Source organism: Streptomyces sp. NPDC030798 (assembly GCF_055572275.1).
The window spans coordinates 248250-266260 of sequence record NZ_JBVIDR010000008.1 but is presented as its reverse complement, the minus strand read 5'-3'; the positions used below and the strand labels follow the sequence as shown (position 1 = coordinate 266260).

The window sequence follows — 18011 nt, the reverse complement described above, 5'->3', positions numbered from 1 at the left end:
GGCCGGCCTCAGGCATGCCGATGTGCCTCGGTGACCGCCAGGGCGGCCGCCATGATGCTCACCTGTGGGTTCACCTGCGGGCAACTGGGCAGCACCGAGGCATCCGCGACCAGCACGCCGTGCACTCCGCGCAGCCGGCCCCACGGGTCGGCCGGGAAGTACTGGGGGTCGGCGCCTGCGGCCACCGTGCCGGTGGGGTGGTAGGCCGACAGGTGCAGGTGCCGCACGCTGGTACCGGCGAGGACCTCATCCAGCTCGGCGAGGCTGCGCACGCGGGGCGTGCGGGGGATGCCGGTGAGCACCTCCTCGGCGCCGGCCGCGAACAGCAGCTCGCCCATGGCCCGCACCGCCCGGATCAGGCGGCGTGCGTCGCGGTCGGCCACGTCGTACCGGAGCAGTGTGCGATCGCGGCCGAGGACACGACCGGAGGGACGGTCGGCGATCATCGCGCCGAGCGTGGCGAGCCGGTCGGTGCTCTCCAGTTCCCGGCGCAGCTCGGTGCCGAGTCCCGGCAGGACGAAGGAGCCCATGCCGGGCGGGGTGGCGGTGGCCTCGATGAGGATGCCGTCCCCGTGGTGCTGCTCCACTCCGACGCTCTGCAGCACGCCCTTCCAGGCGGTGACCGGTTCGGCGAAGCGGCCGGCGACGCTCGTGGCCGGGTGGACACTGAGGTTGCGACCGAGGCGGGGGTGCCCACCGAGGCCGGAGCGGCGCAGCAGCGGTGGTGACTGCAGTGCGCCCGCCGCGACGACCACCAACGGTGCGAGGATCTCGAACCCCGCGCCCTCACGGCGTACGCGCACTCCTGCCGCGCGCGGGCCGCCGGGCCGGTCGCGGTCGACGAGGATGCGCTCCACCCGGGCCCGGGTGACGATGCGGGCCCCCGCGGCGCAGGCGTCGGGCAGGACGGAGAGCTGCACGCTCTGCTTGGCGCCGGTCGGGCAGCCCACCACGCACTGGCAGGAGCCCTGGCAGCCGGGCGCGTTGCGCCGCAGGGGGGCGGCGTGCCAGCCGAGCGCACGGGCACCGGCGAGCGCGATGCGGCCGTTGTCGCCGAGGACGTCGACGGGCTGGTCGGCCACGCGCAGGGTGTGTTCGACCTCGTCCAGATACCGGTCGAAGCCGTCCGCGAGCGCAAATCCGAAGTCGTTGCTCCAGTGGGCCAGGACCGGGCGCGGAGTGCGGTAGCAGGTGCCGGAGTTGACGACCGTGGTGCCTCCGACGGCGCGGCCCACGGGCAGGAGCAGCGGTGGTCTGCCGACGGCGACGCTCGCTCCGCCGTCCCGGTAGAGGTCGGTGAACCGGTCGAGGGGGGTGCGGCTGCCGAACGACTCGGTGGAGTGGTGCTGCCCTTCTTCGAGGACGACGACGTCGAGTCCGGCGCGGGCCAGGGTGCGTGCGGCCATCGCCCCGCCCGCGCCCGAGCCGATGACGACCGCGTCCGCCGTGGAACGAGCGGGCCAGGCGTGTGCGGGTGTCACGTCCAGCGGGGGATCCTGGCGGACGGGTCTGCGGGGCGCGGGAGCCTCCTCGAGCATGCGCTCCGTGCCGGCCGCCAGCAGGACGGGCACCTTCAGCACGTCCAGCAGCGGCAGCAGCGCGGGACGTGCGTTCAGTTCCTCCAGTACGCGCTGTCTCTCGCGGGGAGTGAGGGTGCCCAGGGTGCCTCCCGTGCGGGCCAGGGCGTAGGCGTTCACGCCGTGTGCCGCGGCGCGCAGGCCGGCCCTGGCGGCCGTCGGCATCGTGCCGAGAAGGGTCTGCAGCCTGGCGGGGACGCGCCGGGGCCAGTCGACGGTGGCGTCATCGGCGAGGAGGGCGGCCACCAGCCCGGCCAGGCTCATCGGGTGCCCACTTCGGCGTGCGCCGTACCGTCGAGGGTCCAGGCGGCCTCGGTGCGCCAGCCGCCGAACCACCATCGCTCCAGCAGGACGTGTGCGTCGGCGCGTTCGCTGTTGCGGCAGGTGGCGTGCCGGCCGTCGGGGTCGGTGTAGTCCAGGGCGAGGGTGCGGTCCGCGGGCTGGGTGACCTCCACCCGGATCCGGCGCAGTCCGGCACGGCCGGTGACCCGCCAGGTGGGCAGGGCGATGTCGGCGCGGAAGCGGCCCACGCCGGCCCAGCCGACGGCCGAGCGCTCGGCGCGGCGTGGCCAGTCGCTGCCGTGCCGGCGCAGCCGGAGGAAGACCAGCGGCGGAAGCCTGCGCAGGCCCGGGCGCGTGGAGACGGCGGCGACGATCTCCAGGACGTCGTGGCCGCCGAGATCCGCGTGCAGCCAGGCCCAGCGGTGGGCGTTGCCGTGACCGTAGATCCGGGCCGACGCGCCCGGGGCCGCGGTGAGCGTCAGCGTCGTGTCGTCGTGGGTGAAGGTGCCGTCGTAGCGGGCCCGGGCGGCGGGGAGCATGTGGGCCGCGGGCAGCAGCGCGTGGCGCCAGGACCACCGGGGGAAGGTGAACAGCGCTTGGCCGCTGGGCCGTTCGGTGAGGTCCCAGCGCAGTGCGCCCTCCTCCGCGGATCCGGTCAGCCTTCCCGGCCGGACCCCGACCGCGCCGGCGCTGAAGCCGGCGTCCTGGGAGGTCCACCGGGTGGGGCCGAAGCGGGCGTGGCGCACGGGGCCGTCCTTCGGGAACACGGCGGCCCAGCCGTGCGCGTACGGTTCGGACCCGTCGGCCGGCGCGGTCAGTTCATGGTGCAGCCACAGACCGCTGCCACTGCCGGGGTCGGTGACGGTGGTGTACCAGACCTCGGTTCGGCCGCCCTCACCGCTCCAGCGGGGCGCCAGGAACGCACCGGGATCGTTCCGCCGGGGGAAGCGGAAGCTCGCCAGGAAGGGGAGGAGCCGGGTGGCGAGGGGAAAGCGCAGGGTGCCGGTGCCGACGCGCGCTCCGTCCTCGTACATGACGTACGGCAGCACGGTCATCGAGGTCACGGGCCTGCGCAGGGTGACGGACTTCCAGCCGTCGAGAGTCAGACGGCGGTCACCGGCGGTGAAGGTGATGCGGTAGCGGATACGGCGCCGGGCGAGCGGCGAGATCTCCAGCTCACCCTCGGCGCAGGGGTCGTCGGCCCACCCGGCGATGCGAATCCGGCCGGTGGCGCGGGCCGTGGTCGTACCGTGGGGGCGCAGCAGGCGGTCCGTCGACACCGTCAGATCGAGGCGGAGCCGGCGGGCCCGGTCTTCGCCGTCCAGCCGCAGGGTGCCGAGCATCGTCTCGCTGAAGGTGGTGCCGCGAGCGGGCACGTCACTGCTCCTGGCCGTGCGCGGGGTCGTCCGCACGCTCATGCGAGGCCCTCCAGCATGATGCGCTCGGTCGCCGTCAGGTACTCCTCGGCCGCACGCCGGGCCGCGAACTCGTTTCCGGCGGCCACGGCGTCGACCACGGGCTCCAGGCGGCCGCGGGCCACCTGGGGATCCGTGAACGGTCCCCTGAGCGCGGCGCGTACCGGCAGGTAGGCGTTGAACAGGGTGTTGGTCAGCAGGACGTAGACGCGGTTGCCGGTGGCGCGGGCCAGGGCCCGGTGCACCTCGATGTCCGCGAGCTGGACGGCATCGGCGTCCGTCCCCTCCCCCACGGCCGTCAGCAAGGCGCGCAGTTCGGCCCGCTGCCGCTCGGTCGCCCGGGCGGCGGCGCGCTCGGCGATCAACGCTCCGATACTGCGTCGTACTTCGAACACCTCACCGATCCAGTCGGGACTGTGCCGTACGAGCATGGGCAGCAGGTCGGCGCCGCCCAGGCGGAGATAGTCGCGCACGCGGGTGCCGACGCCGTGGCGGGTCTCCAGCAGGCCGGCCTGCATCAGCCGCCCGAAGGCGTGCTTGAGGGTGGTGCGGGTGACGCCGTAGCCGTCGGCGAGTGTGCGCTCGGGCGGCAGGTAACTGCCCGCCGGGTGGCGGCCGGTGAGGATCTCCTCCCGCAGCCGGCTCTCCAGGACATCGACGATGGTCTCGCGAGGCAGTGGCTCCACGCCGCCCTCCCAGTGACTCAGTGGATGAGCCACTCAACCAATGGACGGCCAAGGAGTCAATGGCTGCGGCGCGGCCGATCGGGCCGAGCCGCGCGGCACGGGCCTTGCTGCCAACTGCCGTGCGGGTCAGGGCCGGTGCGCGGGTCAGGTGATCGGGCTGACGAAGTTGCCGGGGCGGCTGGCTGCCTCCTGCCGCGTGACACTGCCCCACTTCCACTTGAGCGTCTTCACGGTGCCGCCGGGCAGGGTGACGACGGCCAGGTCGGGACGGATGATCTCGTTCCCGTTCTTGCCGCTGTCGCTGAGGAAGGTGATGGTGAACTTCGCGGTCATGCCGGGGGCCAGTTTCACGCTGCTGCCTCCCGGCTGCTGGAACAGCCTCTCCGGGCGGCCGTTCGCGGTGAGCATGACCGAGGGCGCGCCGAGCAGGGAGCATGCGTGGTCACCGGTGTTCCTGATGCGAACGCCGGCCTTCTCCTGCCGGTCGCTGCCACCGGACGCGGTGGTGCCGCCGGTCCAGGCGAGAGTCACGTTCTTGCAGGCAGGGACGCCGGGGGCGGCTTCGGCCGGGACCGTGGCGGCCATGGCCGTGACCACGGTGCCGGCCGCGACGCACAGTGCGATCCTGCCGGTGCGCTTGCGGGTGCGCTGCATGAGTGCCTCCGATGAGCGTGACGGAAGTGACGGGCAGGTACCTGGTACCGCGGTGGGGACGAAGAACCCCTCTTGAACGGTGAACCAATGAAGGGTCAATCACCGGATCCCGCAGCGAGGCCCGGCAGCGCTCGTGGGCCGCACGGCTGACCTGCTGTGCGCCGAACGGGCGCACGCAGCGCGCCGCAGGCGATCGCGGAGCGCCGGCTGTCGAAGCTGGGGCCGCTCCGAGCCCCGCCGACCCCTCACCAGGAGGTGCGCATCAGCATGCGCCGAAGCCTCAAGGCCACCGGTGTTTCCCTCGTCACGGCGGCCTGCCTGGCCACCGCCGTCCCCACCGCTTCCGCCACGGCCCCCGCGCCGAAGCACACCGCCGCCGAAGCCCCGCCCGCGCCGTCCACCAACCCGTTCGGCGACCTCGGGACGGTCAGCGGGACCGAGGCCCTGCTCGCCTCGGTGCCGGATCCGGACCGCTCCCCCGCCGGGACCAACGACTTCACCTGCAAGCCGTCCGCCGCCCATCCGTACCCGGTGGTGCTGATCCACGGCACCTTCGAGAACGCCTTCGCCAACTGGAGCGGTCTCGCGCCAGTACTGAGGAACGCCGGCTACTGCGTCTTCGCCCTGAACTACGGCGAGAGCAGACCCCACGCCCTGCTGAAGGCGACCGGCCCGGTACCCGAGTCGGCCGGACAACTGGCCGCCTACGTCGACAAGGTGCTCACCGCCACGGGCACGGCGAAGGTCGACCTGGTGGGCCACTCACAGGGCGGCGGTCTGATGCCCCAGTGGTACCTGCGCTTCGACGGCGGTGCCGCGAAGGTGCACCAGCTGGTGGGCATCAACCCGAGCAGTCACGGCACCACCGCGAGCGGGACGGCTCACCTCGCGGACGGGCTGCTGGACGTGGTCGGGCGTGCGGGCAAGCCGCTGGGCCTGGACAGCCCCGCGGCCAAGGACCAGACGGTCGGCTCCCCCGTCGTCCAGAAGCTGTACGCCGAGGGTGACACCGAACCCGGTGTCACCTACACCAACATCGTCACCCGTACTGACCTGGTCGTCACCCCGTACACCAACCAGTTCCTCACCGCCGGGCCCGGGGCGACCGTGCACAACATCCTGCTGCAGGACCAGTGCCCACGGGACCTCACCGGCCACGGGGGCGGCCCGTACGACCGGAACGTGTACCAGCTCGTGCTGAACGCCCTCAGCCCCTCGCAGGCCACGCCGGTGCGCTGCGGCCTCTCACCGCTTCCACTGTGACGGTGATCCGGGCGGTGACGGTCGGCGGTGGCTGCGGCGGTGTTGTTCAGTCGGTGAGGCGGGATCAGTCGGCGGGGCGGAACCGGAGCGCCGACCAGGTCTCGTCGACGGCGATCTGCCGCACGGGTCGCACGCCCCGCTCGGAGAGCGCGGCGGCCAGGGTGTCGCGGTTCAGATCCGTTCCGAGCTTCCCGCCCTTCGGATAGGCCACCCAGGACAGGGCGTCGCGTCGCGCGGCGGCGAGCGCCGCCTGTGCGGCCGACCCGAGAAGATCATGGGAGGTGGTCACGAAGGCGAGCACCGCATCGGCCGTGGCCGGGTCACCCGCGCCCTCGACCTCCAGCTGGACGTCGTGGGGCTGGCCCAGGACCACGACACTGTGATCGGGCTTGATCTGCAGCTTGCTGATGACGGACACGGCCTCATCCTGCCACCCCGGGGGGTGGGCGCTGGGCCTGGGTCACCGCCGGGGGCTCCTCCGCGCCGGTCATGCGCTCCGGACGGCGGCCCCGCGGCTGCTGCGGCTCGGGGCGCACGGGCACGGGCGGCACCGGCAGTTCCACCGGCGCGTCGGCGGTCAGGGTCATCGGTTCCCCGTGGTGGAGCACGACCAGCGGCTGCCCTTCCGCCAGCGCATAGCGCGCGCGGGAGTGATCGATGTCGACCTTGAGCCTGCGTCCGCGCACCAGCACCGTGAACGCCACCCTGGACAGCGCCTCGGGCAGGCGGGGTGCGAATCCCAGCCGGTCCGGACCCCCGTCCTCGCCCATGTGGCGGCGCAAGCCCCCGAAGCCGCCGACCAGGGCGATCCACGTCCCGGCGAGGGAGGCGATGTGCAGCCCGTCACGGGTGTTGTGCTCCAGATCGTTCAGATCCATCAGGGCGGCCTCGCCGAGGTAGGCGTAGGCCAGACGCAGGTGCCCGGTCTCGGCGGCGAGTACCGCCTGGCAGCAGGCGGACAGGGAGGAGTCCCGGACGGTGAGCGCGTCGTAGTAGGCGAAATTGCGCGCCTTCTGCTCGGCGGAGAAGGCCTGGGGGCACTCCATCATCGCCAGCACCACGTCGGCCTGCTTCACCACCTGCTTGCGGTACAGGTCGAAGTACGGGTAGTGCAGCAGGAGCGGGTAGTGCTCGGGCGGGGTCGCATCGAAGTCCCAGCGCTGGAGGTGCGTGAAACCCGCCGACGCCTCGTGCACGCCGAGCGTCTCGTTGTACGGCATCGCCATGCGGGCCGCCGCGTCCCGCCAGACGGCGGCCTCCTCGTCGTCGACGCCGAGTTCCGCGGCCCGCTCGGGGTGGCGCGTGGCCGCATCCGCCGCGGCGAGCAGGTTCTGGCGGGCCATCAGGTTGGTGTACAGGTTGTCCCGGGCGATGGCGCTGTACTCGTCGGGTCCGGTGACCCCGTCGATGTGGAAGACGCCGTCCGCGTCGTGGTGGCCGAGGGAGCGCCACAGCCGGGCGGTGTCCACGAGGAGGTCGAGGCCCTCGCCGCGCTCGAACTCCTCGTCCCCGCTCACCATCACGTACCGGACCGCGGCCATGGCGACGTCGGCGTTGACGTGGAAGGCGGCCGTTCCGGCCGGCCAGTAGGCGGAGCACTCGGCGCCGTCGATGGTCCGCCAGGGGAAGACCGCGCCCGACAGCCCCAGTTGGCGGGCGCGTTCCCGTGCCGCGGGCAGCGTCCCGTGCCGCCATCTGAGCGCCGAAACGACGGCTTCGGGCGCGGTGAACGTCAGGACGGGCAGCACGTAGGACTCGGTGTCCCAGAAGGCGTGTCCGTCGTATCCCGTTCCCGTCAGCCCTTTCGCGGGGATCGCCCGGTTCTCGCCCCGGGCCGCCGCCTGGAGCACATGGAAGAGAGCGAACCGCACCGCCTGCTGGATCTGCGCGTCTCCCTCCACCTCGACGTCGGCACCGGCCCAGAATCGGTCGAGATACGTCCGCTGGGCGGCGACCAGCCCGTCCCAGCCGGTGCTGACCGCGGATGCCACCGCCCCGTCCACCTGGTCGTGCACGGCCGGCAGCGAACGCTCCGCGGACCAGCCGTAGGCCACGAATTTGACCAGTCGCAGCCGCTGCCCGGGCATCAGGTCCGCGGTCACCGTCAGACGGCTGACGTCGGGTTCGCTCTGGGCCGACCAGCGGGTGCTCTCGGGCCCTTCGACGAGATGGTCGGCCGCTGCTCCCACCCGGAGCGCGCTGTGCTCGGTGCGGTGCACGAGCCGCAGCCGGGTCTCCTGTGCGAAGTGCTCCTCCGCCATCAGCGGGGACTCGGTCGCCGCGGCGACGCGCGGATCACCCTCGAAGCGGGGCAGCTGTTCGTTGGCGACGAGCTCGGACTGCACGGCCACCGTGACCGGCCCGTCGATCGGCTCGACCTCGTACACCACCGCGGCCACCGCGCGCTGGGTGAAGGACACCAGTCGCCGCGAGGCGATCCGGACCGTGCGTCCGCCGGGGGTGACCCACCGCGCGGTGCGGCTGAGCACACCGGAGCGGAAGTCCAGCACCCGCTCGTGCGCGAGCAGCCGCCCGTAGCGCAGATCGCACGGGTGGTCGTCGACGAGCAGCCGGATGATCTTGCCGTCGGTGACGTTGATCATCGTTTCACCGGACTCGGGATATCCGTAGCCCGCCTCCGCGTAGGGCAGCGGATGCCGCTCGAAGACGCCGTTGAGATAGGCGCCGGGCAGTCCGTGGGGCTCTCCCTCGTCGAGATTCCCGCGCCACCCGATGTGTCCGTTGGACAGGGCGAAGACCGATTCGCTCTGGGCGAGCACTTCCAGGTTCAGTTCGGTCTCGCGCAGGCACCACGGCTCGACCGTGAAGCTGGGATGGGTGATCACCGCGACTCCAGAAGTTCGGCCAGGTCACGGACGACCACATCCGCCCCGTGCGCCCGCAACTGCTCCGCCTGACCCACCCGGTCGACCCCCACAACCAGGCCGAACCGTCCCGACCGCCCGGCCTCGACACCGGCCAGGGCGTCCTCGAACACGGCGGCCTCCTCCGGCTGCGCCGCCAGCGCGCGGGCCGCTTCCAGGTAGGTGTCCGGAGCGGGTTTGCCCCGCAGGCTGCGGTCGCGCGCCACCACACCGTCGATCCGTACCTCGAACAGGTCCTCGATGCCGGCCGCTACGAGAACGTCCCGGCAGTTGGCGCTGGAGGAGACGACCGCACAGCCCAGGCCGGCCTCCCGCGCCGCGTGCACGAAGCGGACCGACCCCTCGTACGGTTCCACGCCCTCCTCGCGGATCCTGCGCAGCACCAGGTCGTTCTTGCGGGTGCCCAGCGCGTTCACGGTCTCGGCGTCCGGCGGGTCGTGCGGCGATCCCTCGGGCAGGTGCACCCCGCGTGCGGCGAGGAACGTGCGCACCCCGTCCTCACGGGGCCGCCCGTCCACGTACTCGTCGTAGTCGTCGACCGCGTCGAACGGCACGAACGCCGTCCCCTCACGGGTCGCGCGCTCGCGGAGATAGCCGTCGAACATCTCCTTCCACGCGGCGGCGTGCACCTTCGCGGTCTGGGTGAGCACCCCGTCCAGATCGAACAGGCAGGCACGGACGTGAGGAGGAAGGCCCAGCATGCCGTCAACGCTAGAAGCCTCCGACGGTGCACGGCCGGGAAGACACCCATGGTCCCCTGCAAGGGCACCCGCTCGGGCCATCCGAAAGCCGCACCGCCCCGCGTGTCAGACGGTCAGGTCGTGCTGGGGCGGTGCGATCGCCGTGGGAACGGGCGTGTGGCGGATGTACCACTCGGTGGAGAACAGCCGCTCCCGGGCCTCCTGCGCGAGGCTGCCGATCAGGCCGGGTGCGGCTCCCCGCTCCACCTCGGAGCGGTGCGCCAGCACGGCGGCGATCTTCTGCTCCGTCCAGGGGCCGACGTCGACGGTTGCGGTGATCCGCTCATCGGGCACGCCGTACACCGCCTTGCCGTCACCGACCAGCTCTCTCAGGGCCGGCAGGGCGGACTCCGGGTGCGTGGCCAGGTAGAGGGCACGCGGCTGCCAGGGGGCGCCGCACTCCGGGTAGAGCTGCTCGAGACCAGCCGCCTGGGCGGCGATCACGGTCACCCGGTGCGTGTGCACATGGTCGGGGTGGCCGGTCAACCCGCCGCGGGCGTCATGCGTGAGCAGGATGTCCGGGCGGAAGTCCCGGATGTGCGCCACCAGCCGCCGTACCGCCTCGTCGAGTGGCGCGTCGCAGAACCGCGCGCTGCCGGGCGCCGACCGAGGTACAGCCGCGTCGGCGCACCGTGTCAGGGGACCAGGTCGCCGTGACGACGCCGGTGCGCGCGCCCTGGTCGGCGTGACGGGCGAGCACCCCACCGGCGAACAGGGACTCGTCGTCGGGATGAGCGAAGATCGCGAGCAGGCTCGGCACGGGCATTCGGGCGGCGCCTTCCGATGAGGGGCAGGTCCGGTCGCAGCACGCCGACGGGTGTGACGCCGGCGCCGCAATCCTGCCCCGGCGCACCGGCTGCGGCTCGGACACCTCCCGGCGTGGCACAGTGAGCGTATGTGCGGTCGCTACGTCTCCACCCGCAGTCCGGAGGATCTGACCCGGCTCTTCGGCGTCGCCGACTGGCGTCCCGAGGAGTCCCTGGCGCCGAACTGGAACGTCGCGCCGACCGACGACGTCTACGCCGTCCTGGAGCGCTCCCCTCGCGGCCGGGGCAGTGGTGCGGCGGTGCGCAGGGAGCTGCGGCCGCTGCGGTGGGGTCTGGTGCCGTCCTGGGCGAGGGATCCGAAGATCGGCTCCCGGATGATCAACGCGCGGGTGGAGAGCGTGCACGAGAAACCCGCCTTCCGGCGTGCGTTCGCCCGGCATCGCTGTCTGCTCCCGGCCGACGGCTTCTACGAGTGGCAGGCGCTCAAGGACGGCAGCACCGGCAGGACCCGCAAGCAGCCGTACTTCATCCATCCGACCGACGGGCAGGTGATGGCCCTCGCCGGCCTGTACGAGTACTGGCGCGATCCGGGTGTCGAGGACGACGACGATCCCGCCGCCTGGCTGATGACCTGCGCGATCATCACGACCGAGGCCACGGACGCGGCCGGTCGTGTCCACCCGCGCATGCCGCTCGCGCTCACCCCGGACCACTACGACGCCTGGCTCGACCCCCGTCGCGACGACGCCGACGACCTGCGCGGCCTCCTCGGCCGGCCGGCCGGCGGCCGTCTGGAGGCCCGGCCCGTCTCGACGGCCGTCAACAACACCGGCAACAACGGCCCGGACCTCCTGGAGGAAGTCACGTCCTAACGTCGGCTTCCCGGCTCGGGGTGGCGGCCTCGGATCAGGGAGGCCGCCGCAGCGGCCAGGGACATGGCGATGGCCAGCGAGAAGACCACGACGAGACCGTGGTGGAACGGCTGCGCGATCAGATGCGGGAAGTACTCGCGGCCCGTGAGATGCGCCGAGGCCGAGGGCGAGAGGTGCCCGAGGATGTCCGGGCCGAGCAGGTGCTGGATCGGGTTGTAGCCGAGGAAGGCGGCGAACAGGACGCCGACCGGGGGCAGTTGGGCGACGGAGTGGGCGGCGCCGGCCGGGACGCCCTGGGCCGTCAGACCGGTGCTGAGGGTGTGCGGCAGGGTTCCGGAGAGTCCCGCCACCATCAGCGAGAAGAACACACCCATGGACAGCACCATTCCGGCGTTCTGGAAGGTGGCGCGCATCCCGGAGGCGGCACCGCGGGCGTCGGCAGGGACGTTCGACATGATGACGGACGTGTTGGGGGCGGCGAACAGGCCTCCGCCCAGGCCGTTGAGGAAGATCAGCGCGGCGAACCCCCAGTAGGAGAAGTCGCTGGGCAGCGCGAGCAGGCCGGCGAACGACACCCCCATCACCAGGAACCCGGAAGCCGCGAACAGGTGCGCTCCGAACCGGTCGGACAGCGCCCCGGAGACAGGCCCGGCGACCAGGAAGCCGATGGTCAGCGGCAGCATGTAGATGCCGGCCCACAGGGGGGTGTCGGCGTAGTCGTAGCCGTGCAGCGGCAGCCAGATGCCCTGCAGCCAGATGATCAGCATGAACTGCAGTCCGCCGCGGGCGATGGCGCCCAGCAGGGTGGCGGCGTTGCCGCCGGCGAAGGCCGCGTTGCGGAACAGCCACAGGGGGAACATCGGCTCGGCGACCTTCGTCTCCACGACGCAGAACGCGGCGAGCATCGCGACCCCGCCGATCAGCCCCGCCAGCACCCAGGGGTTGGTCCAGCCCATGGTGTGGCCACCGTAGGGCTGGATGCCGTAGGTGATGCCCGCGAGCAGCGTGGTCAGCCCGATGGCGAAAGTGATGTTGCCCCACCAGTCCATGCGTCCCGGCCTGCGGATGCCGGTCTCGTGCAGGGACTTGTACGCCCAGACCGTGCCGATCAGGCCGATGGGCACGTTGACCCAGAAGATCGAGCGCCAGTTCCAGGTGACGAGCGCTCCGCCGAGCACCAGGCCGAGGAACGACCCGGCGATGCCCGCGACCATGTTGACGCCCAGTGCCATCCCCCGCTGCCGGGCGGGGAAGGCGTCGGTGAGGATGGCCGCGGAGTTGGCCATCAGCATCGACCCGCCGACGGCCTGGACGATGCGCCAGCCGATCAGCCACAGCGCACCGCTTCCCCCGTGGAAGGGGTCCAGCGAGAGGACGACCGAGGTGAGGGTGAAGATCAGGAAGCCCGCGTTGTAGATGCGGACCCGGCCCATCATGTCGCCGAGCCTGCCGAGGGCGACCACCAGCACCGCGGTGACCAGCATGTAGCCCATCAGCATCCACAGCAGGTAGCTGACGTTGGCGGGCTGCAGCGGGTCGAGGTGGATGCCGGTGAAGATGCCGGGCAGCGAGATCAGCACGATCGAGCTGTTGATGGTGGCCAGGAGCATCCCCACCGTCGTGTTGGTCAGCGCGATCCACTTGTAGCGGGGGTGGTCCGCGCCGATCCACGTCTCTCGGCGAGGGCGCACGGACTCGGCGTCCGAGGGTATGCGGTCGGTCTCTTCGGCAGTCATCGTGTGCTCCCGGTCTCTCGCCGTTCGGGCTGGGTGGCCGGCTCGACCTCGTCCGCGAGCATGCGCCGCACGAGCGGAACGGCGATCCGCAGGGCCTCCCGCAACGCTCGCTGGTCGTCCTCGGGCAAGGTGGCGACCAGCTCGGCCAGGCGGGTGTCGCGTGCCTGGCGCCGGGCCGCGAGGACGTCCCGACCTGCGTCGGTGATCTCCACCAGGGTCACCCGTCCGTCGGCCTCGTCGGGCACGCGCAGGGCCAGGCCCTGACGTTCCAGCCGCTGGACCAGTTGGGTCATCGACGGCTGGGTGACGCCCTCCGCCGCCGCCAGGACCGTCAGCCGCAGCGGTCCCTCGCGTTCGAGCCGGGCGAGGGTGGAGGCGGCGGTGAAGCTCATGCCGCGCCGGTCCGTGACGGCCCTGACCACGGCGGCCGCCGTGTCCGCCAGCGCCCGTGCGGTCTGTTGGGCGTCCGCCCTGCCATGAGGATGATCCACCCTTCTTAAATATCACATGCCTATATAGGCAGCCTATGAAAACTTGGTAAGAGCCGCACTCCCGCCGGACGGCCGGTCAACGCCCCGCGGACGTTTTTCCGTCGTCCCGGTGGTTTGCGCAGGTGGTCCGCGGTCCGGGTGGCGCTCCGGCCGGACACTGTCCGCAGGGGTGGCCGGGGGGCCGCCGGGAGGGGGACGGGGCGGATGACCGACGGGAAGATCCTGATCGCGGTGCCGGAGCAGCCGCGCGCGGAGGGCGCCGGCGCGGAGCAGCTGCGCAGGATCCGGGACGCGGTGGAGGCGGGTGGTTTCGCGGTCCGCTGGTCGGTGACCGCCGAGGACGCGGACGCGGTACTGCGCACCGAGGCGGGGCTGGCCGCGGCGCTGATCGCCTGGAACCTGCCCGCGGCCGGGCGCAGGCGCGGGGACGGTCCGGGCGCCGCGCTCGCCGCGCCGGAACTGCCGGCGGGCACCGTCGACCGGATGCCGGGCGGGGCCGCGGTGCTGCGCCGGATCGGGCGGCGGTTCCGGGATCTGCCGGTGTTCCTGGTGATGGCCGAGGAGGGCTTACCGGATCTGCCGCTGTGGGTGTCGCAGACGGTCGTCGGGTACGTGTGGCCGCTGGAGGACACTCCGGGGTTCATCGCGGGGCGGATCACCGCGGCCGCGCGGGCCTACCGGGAGGAGGTGCTGCCGCCGTTCTTCCGCGCGCTGCGGCGCTTCGACGGCGCCCACGAGTACTCCTGGCACACCCCGGCCCACTCGGGCGGGGTCGCCTTCCTCAAGTCGCCCGCGGGGCGTGCCTTCCACGACTACTTCGGTGAGCGGCTGCTGCGCAGCGACCTGTCCATCTCGGTGGAGGAGCTGGGCTCGCTGTTCGAGCACACCGGTCCCATCGGTGAGGCGGAGCGCAACGCAGCCCAGGTGTTCGGTGCGGAGCTGACGTACTTCGTGCTGCACGGCGACTCCACCTGCAACCGGCTGGTGGGCCACTTCAGCGTGACCCGGGACGAGGTGGCGCTGGTGGACCGCAACTGCCACAAGTCGGTGCTGCACGGGCTGGTGGTCTCCGGCGCCCGGCCGGTCTACCTGGTGCCCACACGCAACGGGTACGGCCTCGCCGGGCCACTGCCCCCGGCCGAGCTGACGGCGGAGTCGATCGCGGCCCGGATCGCCGCGCACCCGCTCGCCGCGGGAGCCGTGTCCCCGCAGGCGCAGTACGCGGTGTTCACCAACTCCACGTACGACGGGCTGAGTTACGCCGCGGTACCGGCGGCGAGGGCGCTCGCGGCGAGCACGCCCCGGGTGCACTTCGACGAGGCGTGGTTCGCGTACGCCCGGTTCCACCCGCTGTACGCGGGACGCTACGGCATGTCGGTGGACGAGGACTCCTTCCCCGGCCCGGACCGGCCGACGGTGTTCGCGACCCAGTCGACCCACAAGCTGCTGGCCGCGCTGTCGCAGTCGGCGATGGTGCATGTCCGGTCCACGCCCCGGGCACCGGTCGAGCACGACCGGTTCAACGAAGCCCTGATGATGCACGGCACCACCTCACCGCTGTACCCGATGATCGCCTCGCTGGACGTGGCGACGGCGATGATGGACGGGCCGCAGGGCGAGTGGCTGGTGGACGAGGCGGTGACGGAGGCGATCCGCTTCCGGCAGGAGATGGTGCGGCTGCGCCGGCGCGTGGAGAGTGCAGGTGACCGGCCGCCGTGGTTCTTCGGGGTGTGGCAGCCGGAGGAGGTCACCGACCCGGCGACCGGCGAAGTCCTGCCGTTCGACCTGGCCCCGCGGGAGCTGCTGTCCACCGAGCAGTCCTGCTGGCTGCTGGAGCCCGGCGCCGCCTGGCACGGCTTCCCGGGACTGTCCGAGGGCCACTGCATGCTGGACCCGATCAAGGTCACGCTGACCTGCCCGGGCATCACCGCGACCGGCGAGATGAGCGAGGAGGGCATCCCGGCCCGGGTGCTCACCGCCTATCTGGCCACGCGGAACATCGTCGTCGAGAAGACCGACAGCTACACGGCCCTCATCCTCTTCTCCATGGGCATCACCAAGGGCAAGTGGGGCACTCTGCTGGACGCCCTGATGGACTTCAAGGACCTCTACGACGCGGACGCCCCGCTGGACCGCGTGCTGCCCGCGGCGGTCTCCGCCCACCCCAGGCGCTACTCCGGACTGACCCTGCGCGAGCTGTGCCGGCAGATGCACGATCAGTTGCGCTCGGCCCGTCTGGTGGAGCTGCTGGACACGGCGTTCCAGCAGCTCCCCGAGCCCGTCCATCCGCCCCAGCACTGCTACCAGCGGCTGGTACGGGGCGGCACCGAACGCGTGCGGATCGCGCGGGCGGCGCACCGGGTGGCTGCCGCGATGGTGACCGTCACCCCGCCGGGCATCCCCGTGCTGATGCCCGGAGAGAGCACGGGCCGTGCCGACGGTCCCCTGCTGCGCTACCTCCTGGCCCTGGAGTCCTTCGACCGGCGTTTCCCGGGCTTTCGCAGCGAGACCCACGGCGTCACCATCGACGAGGACACCGGTGACTACCAGATCGAGTGCCTGCGCGAGGGGTGAGCGCCGCGTGCGGATCCGGCGGCCGAGCCCGCCTCGGGCTCAGTAGCGCTGTGCCTTGGTCAGGCGTGGTGTGAGCTTCGGCTCGGGAGGCTCGTGGCTGAAGACGATGGGTCGCTGCTTCTTGCCGGGTTCGAGGTTCTCCGCACCGGTGTACCGGGTCTCGACCACGTGGCCCTGTGCGTCCTTGAAATCGACCTGCACGGCGTACGACGCCTTGTGAGCGGTCTTGTTGGTGATGGTGACGACGACGGCGAGCACACCACCGGTCTCATCCCTGGGCAGTCCGGTCATGCTGACCTCCGCCCTTGCGTTTCCCGCTCCCTGAACGCCCTTGAGTACCTTTTCGGCCGCTGCCGTCCGGCGGGCGGCCTCGGCCGACACCGACGCCTCGAATTCCGAGGCGCGGGCGGATGCCGAGGAGGCCGCGGCAGAGGCCGAGGCACGGGCCGAGGCGATGGCGGACGACGCGGACGACGCCAGGGCGGAGGGCAGCGTCCCGGAGAACGACGCCGTGTCCGGCGGGAAGGGCGTCCTGCCGCCCGTGGAGCCGGTACCGCCGCTGCCGCCGCATCCCGTCAGCAGACCGGCCGCCAGGACGCATGTCAGGGCAGCGGAGAGCGGGACGGCAGGGCGCACGGTGCGGGGAGGAACAGCGCGGGAGGGGGAAGGCATGGGGGGTCTTCCTTCGGCCGGGGGGCTTGGTCTCATCGTCGGTGCCGGGGGCACGGCGCGCGACTCAGCGGGCACCCGATGAGCGATCCCCTTCACCCCCGGGTGAGCCCATCGGCCGCCTTCCCGGGGGACAACCCGAGGATGTGGCCTGGGGCAGCCCTCGTACCCGTACGGTGGCTGGCAGGCTTCTTCGGGCCGGGTGGCCTTCCCCAGAATTCCGGCATGACCACTTTCCCCCGGACCTCCGCAGGAACGCGACATCCCGGCGCCGGTGCGCGCATGCCTGAGCCCGGTGTCGGCAGCGACTTCGCCCGGCTGTCGCGGCGCATGGCCGAGTCCGGACTGCTGAAGCGGCGCCCCGGCTACTACGCGGTGCGGCTCGGTCTGGTGACCGTGCTGTGCGCTGCCGGCTGGGGAGCCCTCCTCACCCTCGGCGACACCTGGTGGCAACTGGCCGTGGCGGCCTTCCTGGCCGTGATGTTCGGTCAGGTCGCCCTGGTGGCGCACGACCTGGCACACCGGCAGGTCTTCCGGCGACGCCGGCACAGCGAGATCGCGGGCCTGCTGTTCGGCAACCTCGGTGTCGGCATGAGCTACGGCTGGTGGATGAACAAGCACACCCGTCATCACGCGCATCCCAACCACGAGGAACTCGACCCCGATGTCGCCCCGGACATCCTGGTGTGGTCCACCCGGCAGGCCCGGGCCAGCCGCGGCCTGGCCCGCCTCCTCGGCGGTCACCAGGCGCTGCTCTTCTTCCCGTTGCTGACGCTGGAAGGCTTCAACCTGCATGTCGCGAGCCTGCGGGCGCTGCGCTCTCCGTCCATGAGGAAGCGGCTGCTGGAAGCGACGCTGCTCGTGGTGCACATCCTGGGCCTGCTCGCCGCAGTCTTCGTGGTGCTCCCGCCCGGGAAGGCGGTGGCGTTCCTCGCGGTGAACCAGTGCCTGTTCGGCGTCTATCTCGGCTGCACCTTCGCGCCCAATCACAAGGGCATGCCCACGCTCACGGGCGAGCAGCGGCTCGACTTCCTGCGCCGCCAGGTCCTCACCTCCCGCGACGTGCGGGGTGGCTGGTTCACCGACGTGATGCTGGGCGGCCTCAACTACCAGATCGAGCACCACCTGTTCCCGAGCATGCCCACGGTGCACCTGCGCCGGGCCCAGGTGATCGTGCGGGAGTACTGCGCCGAGATCGGGGTGCCGTACCACGAAACCGGCCTGATCCAGTCGTACCGCGAGGCCTTGACGCATATGCATCGGGTGGGCGAACCGATCAGGAGGGACCGCAGGGCCGCCTGACGCGGGCGTGTTTGCCGTCTTGGCAAGAGTGCTGGTCGGTGGCCGTCGGTCTGCCGCAGCCTGGCCGGACACGTACTCCCGGATGCGAGAGGCAGACC

At 72.0% G+C, this 18011-nt stretch carries 14 protein-coding genes and 1 pseudogene; 4 read left to right on the top strand and 11 right to left on the bottom strand.

Annotation, left to right across the window (positions count from 1 at the left end):
- Nucleotides 1-8: 8 nt before the first annotated feature.
- The 4 genes from ACZ404_RS20410 to ACZ404_RS20395 form a co-directional block, all read right to left on the bottom strand.
- Complete coding sequence (locus ACZ404_RS20410) at nt 9-1841, bottom strand: GMC family oxidoreductase (protein WP_468441797.1); 1833 nt, start codon at nt 1839-1841, stop codon at nt 9-11.
- Nucleotides 1838-3277 carry a hypothetical protein gene (locus ACZ404_RS20405; protein WP_468441795.1) on the bottom strand — a complete coding sequence of 480 codons (1440 nt, stop codon included), beginning with the start codon at nt 3275-3277 and terminating at the stop codon, nt 1838-1840. Before ACZ404_RS20405 ends, ACZ404_RS20410 begins: the two co-directional genes overlap by 4 nt.
- Nucleotides 3274-3960 carry a FadR/GntR family transcriptional regulator gene (locus tag ACZ404_RS20400; protein WP_468441793.1) on the bottom strand — a complete coding sequence of 229 codons (687 nt, stop codon included), beginning with the start codon at nt 3958-3960 and terminating at the stop codon, nt 3274-3276. Before ACZ404_RS20400 ends, ACZ404_RS20405 begins: the two co-directional genes overlap by 4 nt.
- A gap of 144 nt (nt 3961-4104) precedes the next feature.
- The gene (locus ACZ404_RS20395) at nt 4105-4614 is read right to left on the bottom strand and encodes a DUF4232 domain-containing protein (protein ID WP_468441791.1); all 510 of its coding nucleotides are present in this window, start codon (nt 4612-4614) and stop codon (nt 4105-4107) included.
- A gap of 267 nt (nt 4615-4881) precedes the next feature.
- Here ACZ404_RS20395 and ACZ404_RS20390 point away from each other — a divergent pair, with 267 nt between their 5' ends.
- On the top strand, nt 4882-5877 hold the full coding sequence (locus ACZ404_RS20390; protein ID WP_468441789.1) for a lipase family alpha/beta hydrolase: 996 nt from the start codon (nt 4882-4884) through the stop codon (nt 5875-5877).
- Between the two features lie 64 nt (nt 5878-5941).
- On the opposite strand, the gene ACZ404_RS20385 is transcribed toward ACZ404_RS20390, so the two are convergent.
- From ACZ404_RS20385 to ACZ404_RS20370, 4 genes and pseudogenes are all read right to left on the bottom strand, one after another.
- A complete protein-coding gene (locus ACZ404_RS20385; RefSeq protein ID WP_468441787.1) occupies nt 5942-6295 on the bottom strand; it encodes a hypothetical protein in 354 nt (117 codons plus the stop codon).
- 4 nt (nt 6296-6299) lie between these two features.
- Entirely contained in the window at nt 6300-8723 is a 2424-nt protein-coding gene (locus ACZ404_RS20380) for a glycoside hydrolase family 65 protein (protein WP_468441785.1), read from the bottom strand.
- Complete coding sequence (locus ACZ404_RS20375; protein ID WP_468441783.1) at nt 8720-9463, bottom strand: HAD family hydrolase; 744 nt, start codon at nt 9461-9463, stop codon at nt 8720-8722. Before ACZ404_RS20375 ends, ACZ404_RS20380 begins: the two co-directional genes overlap by 4 nt.
- A 105-nt stretch (nt 9464-9568) precedes the next feature.
- Nucleotides 9569-10268 (bottom strand): annotated as a pseudogene (locus tag ACZ404_RS20370) (PIG-L deacetylase family protein).
- A 129-nt stretch (nt 10269-10397) separates the two neighbouring features.
- Between ACZ404_RS20370 and ACZ404_RS20365 the strand changes: the two are divergent.
- A complete protein-coding gene (locus tag ACZ404_RS20365) occupies nt 10398-11141 on the top strand; it encodes an SOS response-associated peptidase (protein WP_468441781.1) in 744 nt (247 codons plus the stop codon).
- On the opposite strand, the gene ACZ404_RS20360 is transcribed toward ACZ404_RS20365, so the two are convergent.
- On the bottom strand, nt 11138-12877 hold the full coding sequence (locus ACZ404_RS20360; protein WP_468441779.1) for an MFS transporter: 1740 nt from the start codon (nt 12875-12877) through the stop codon (nt 11138-11140). The two genes, ACZ404_RS20365 and ACZ404_RS20360, sit on opposite strands and share 4 nt — an antisense overlap.
- Complete coding sequence (locus tag ACZ404_RS20355) at nt 12874-13368, bottom strand: MarR family winged helix-turn-helix transcriptional regulator (RefSeq protein ID WP_468441777.1); 495 nt, start codon at nt 13366-13368, stop codon at nt 12874-12876. Before ACZ404_RS20355 ends, ACZ404_RS20360 begins: the two co-directional genes overlap by 4 nt.
- A gap of 204 nt (nt 13369-13572) precedes the next feature.
- On the opposite strand from ACZ404_RS20355, the gene ACZ404_RS20350 reads away from it, so the two are divergent.
- Nucleotides 13573-15942: an Orn/Lys/Arg family decarboxylase gene (locus ACZ404_RS20350; RefSeq protein ID WP_468441775.1), complete on the top strand. Its 2370-nt coding sequence runs from the start codon at nt 13573-13575 to the stop codon at nt 15940-15942.
- Between the two features lie 39 nt (nt 15943-15981).
- On the opposite strand, the gene ACZ404_RS20345 is transcribed toward ACZ404_RS20350, so the two are convergent.
- Nucleotides 15982-16614: a hypothetical protein gene (locus ACZ404_RS20345; protein ID WP_468441773.1), complete on the bottom strand. Its 633-nt coding sequence runs from the start codon at nt 16612-16614 to the stop codon at nt 15982-15984.
- 222 nt (nt 16615-16836) lie between these two features.
- On the opposite strand from ACZ404_RS20345, the gene ACZ404_RS20340 reads away from it, so the two are divergent.
- Nucleotides 16837-17913 carry a fatty acid desaturase family protein gene (locus ACZ404_RS20340; protein WP_468441771.1) on the top strand — a complete coding sequence of 359 codons (1077 nt, stop codon included), beginning with the start codon at nt 16837-16839 and terminating at the stop codon, nt 17911-17913.
- Nucleotides 17914-18011 lie beyond the last annotated feature (98 nt).

Bases quoted from the DNA above. Each gene is read 5' to 3' on its own strand.
- ACZ404_RS20390 (WP_468441789.1), top strand. From the start codon at position 4,882: ATGCGCCGAAGCCTCAAGGCCACCGGTGTTTCCCTCGTCACGGCGGCC.
- ACZ404_RS20345 (WP_468441773.1), bottom strand. From the start codon at position 16,614: ATGCCTTCCCCCTCCCGCGCTGTTCCTCCCCGCACCGTGCGCCCTGCC.
- ACZ404_RS20375 (WP_468441783.1), bottom strand. From the start codon at position 9,463: ATGCTGGGCCTTCCTCCTCACGTCCGTGCCTGCCTGTTCGATCTGGAC.
- ACZ404_RS20405 (WP_468441795.1), bottom strand. From the start codon at position 3,277: ATGAGCGTGCGGACGACCCCGCGCACGGCCAGGAGCAGTGACGTGCCC.
- ACZ404_RS20365 (WP_468441781.1), top strand. From the start codon at position 10,398: ATGTGCGGTCGCTACGTCTCCACCCGCAGTCCGGAGGATCTGACCCGG.
- ACZ404_RS20350 (WP_468441775.1), top strand. From the start codon at position 13,573: ATGACCGACGGGAAGATCCTGATCGCGGTGCCGGAGCAGCCGCGCGCG.
- ACZ404_RS20340 (WP_468441771.1), top strand. From the start codon at position 16,837: ATGACCACTTTCCCCCGGACCTCCGCAGGAACGCGACATCCCGGCGCC.
- ACZ404_RS20395 (WP_468441791.1), bottom strand. From the start codon at position 4,614: ATGCAGCGCACCCGCAAGCGCACCGGCAGGATCGCACTGTGCGTCGCG.
- ACZ404_RS20410 (WP_468441797.1), bottom strand. From the start codon at position 1,841: ATGAGCCTGGCCGGGCTGGTGGCCGCCCTCCTCGCCGATGACGCCACC.
- ACZ404_RS20360 (WP_468441779.1), bottom strand. From the start codon at position 12,877: ATGACTGCCGAAGAGACCGACCGCATACCCTCGGACGCCGAGTCCGTG.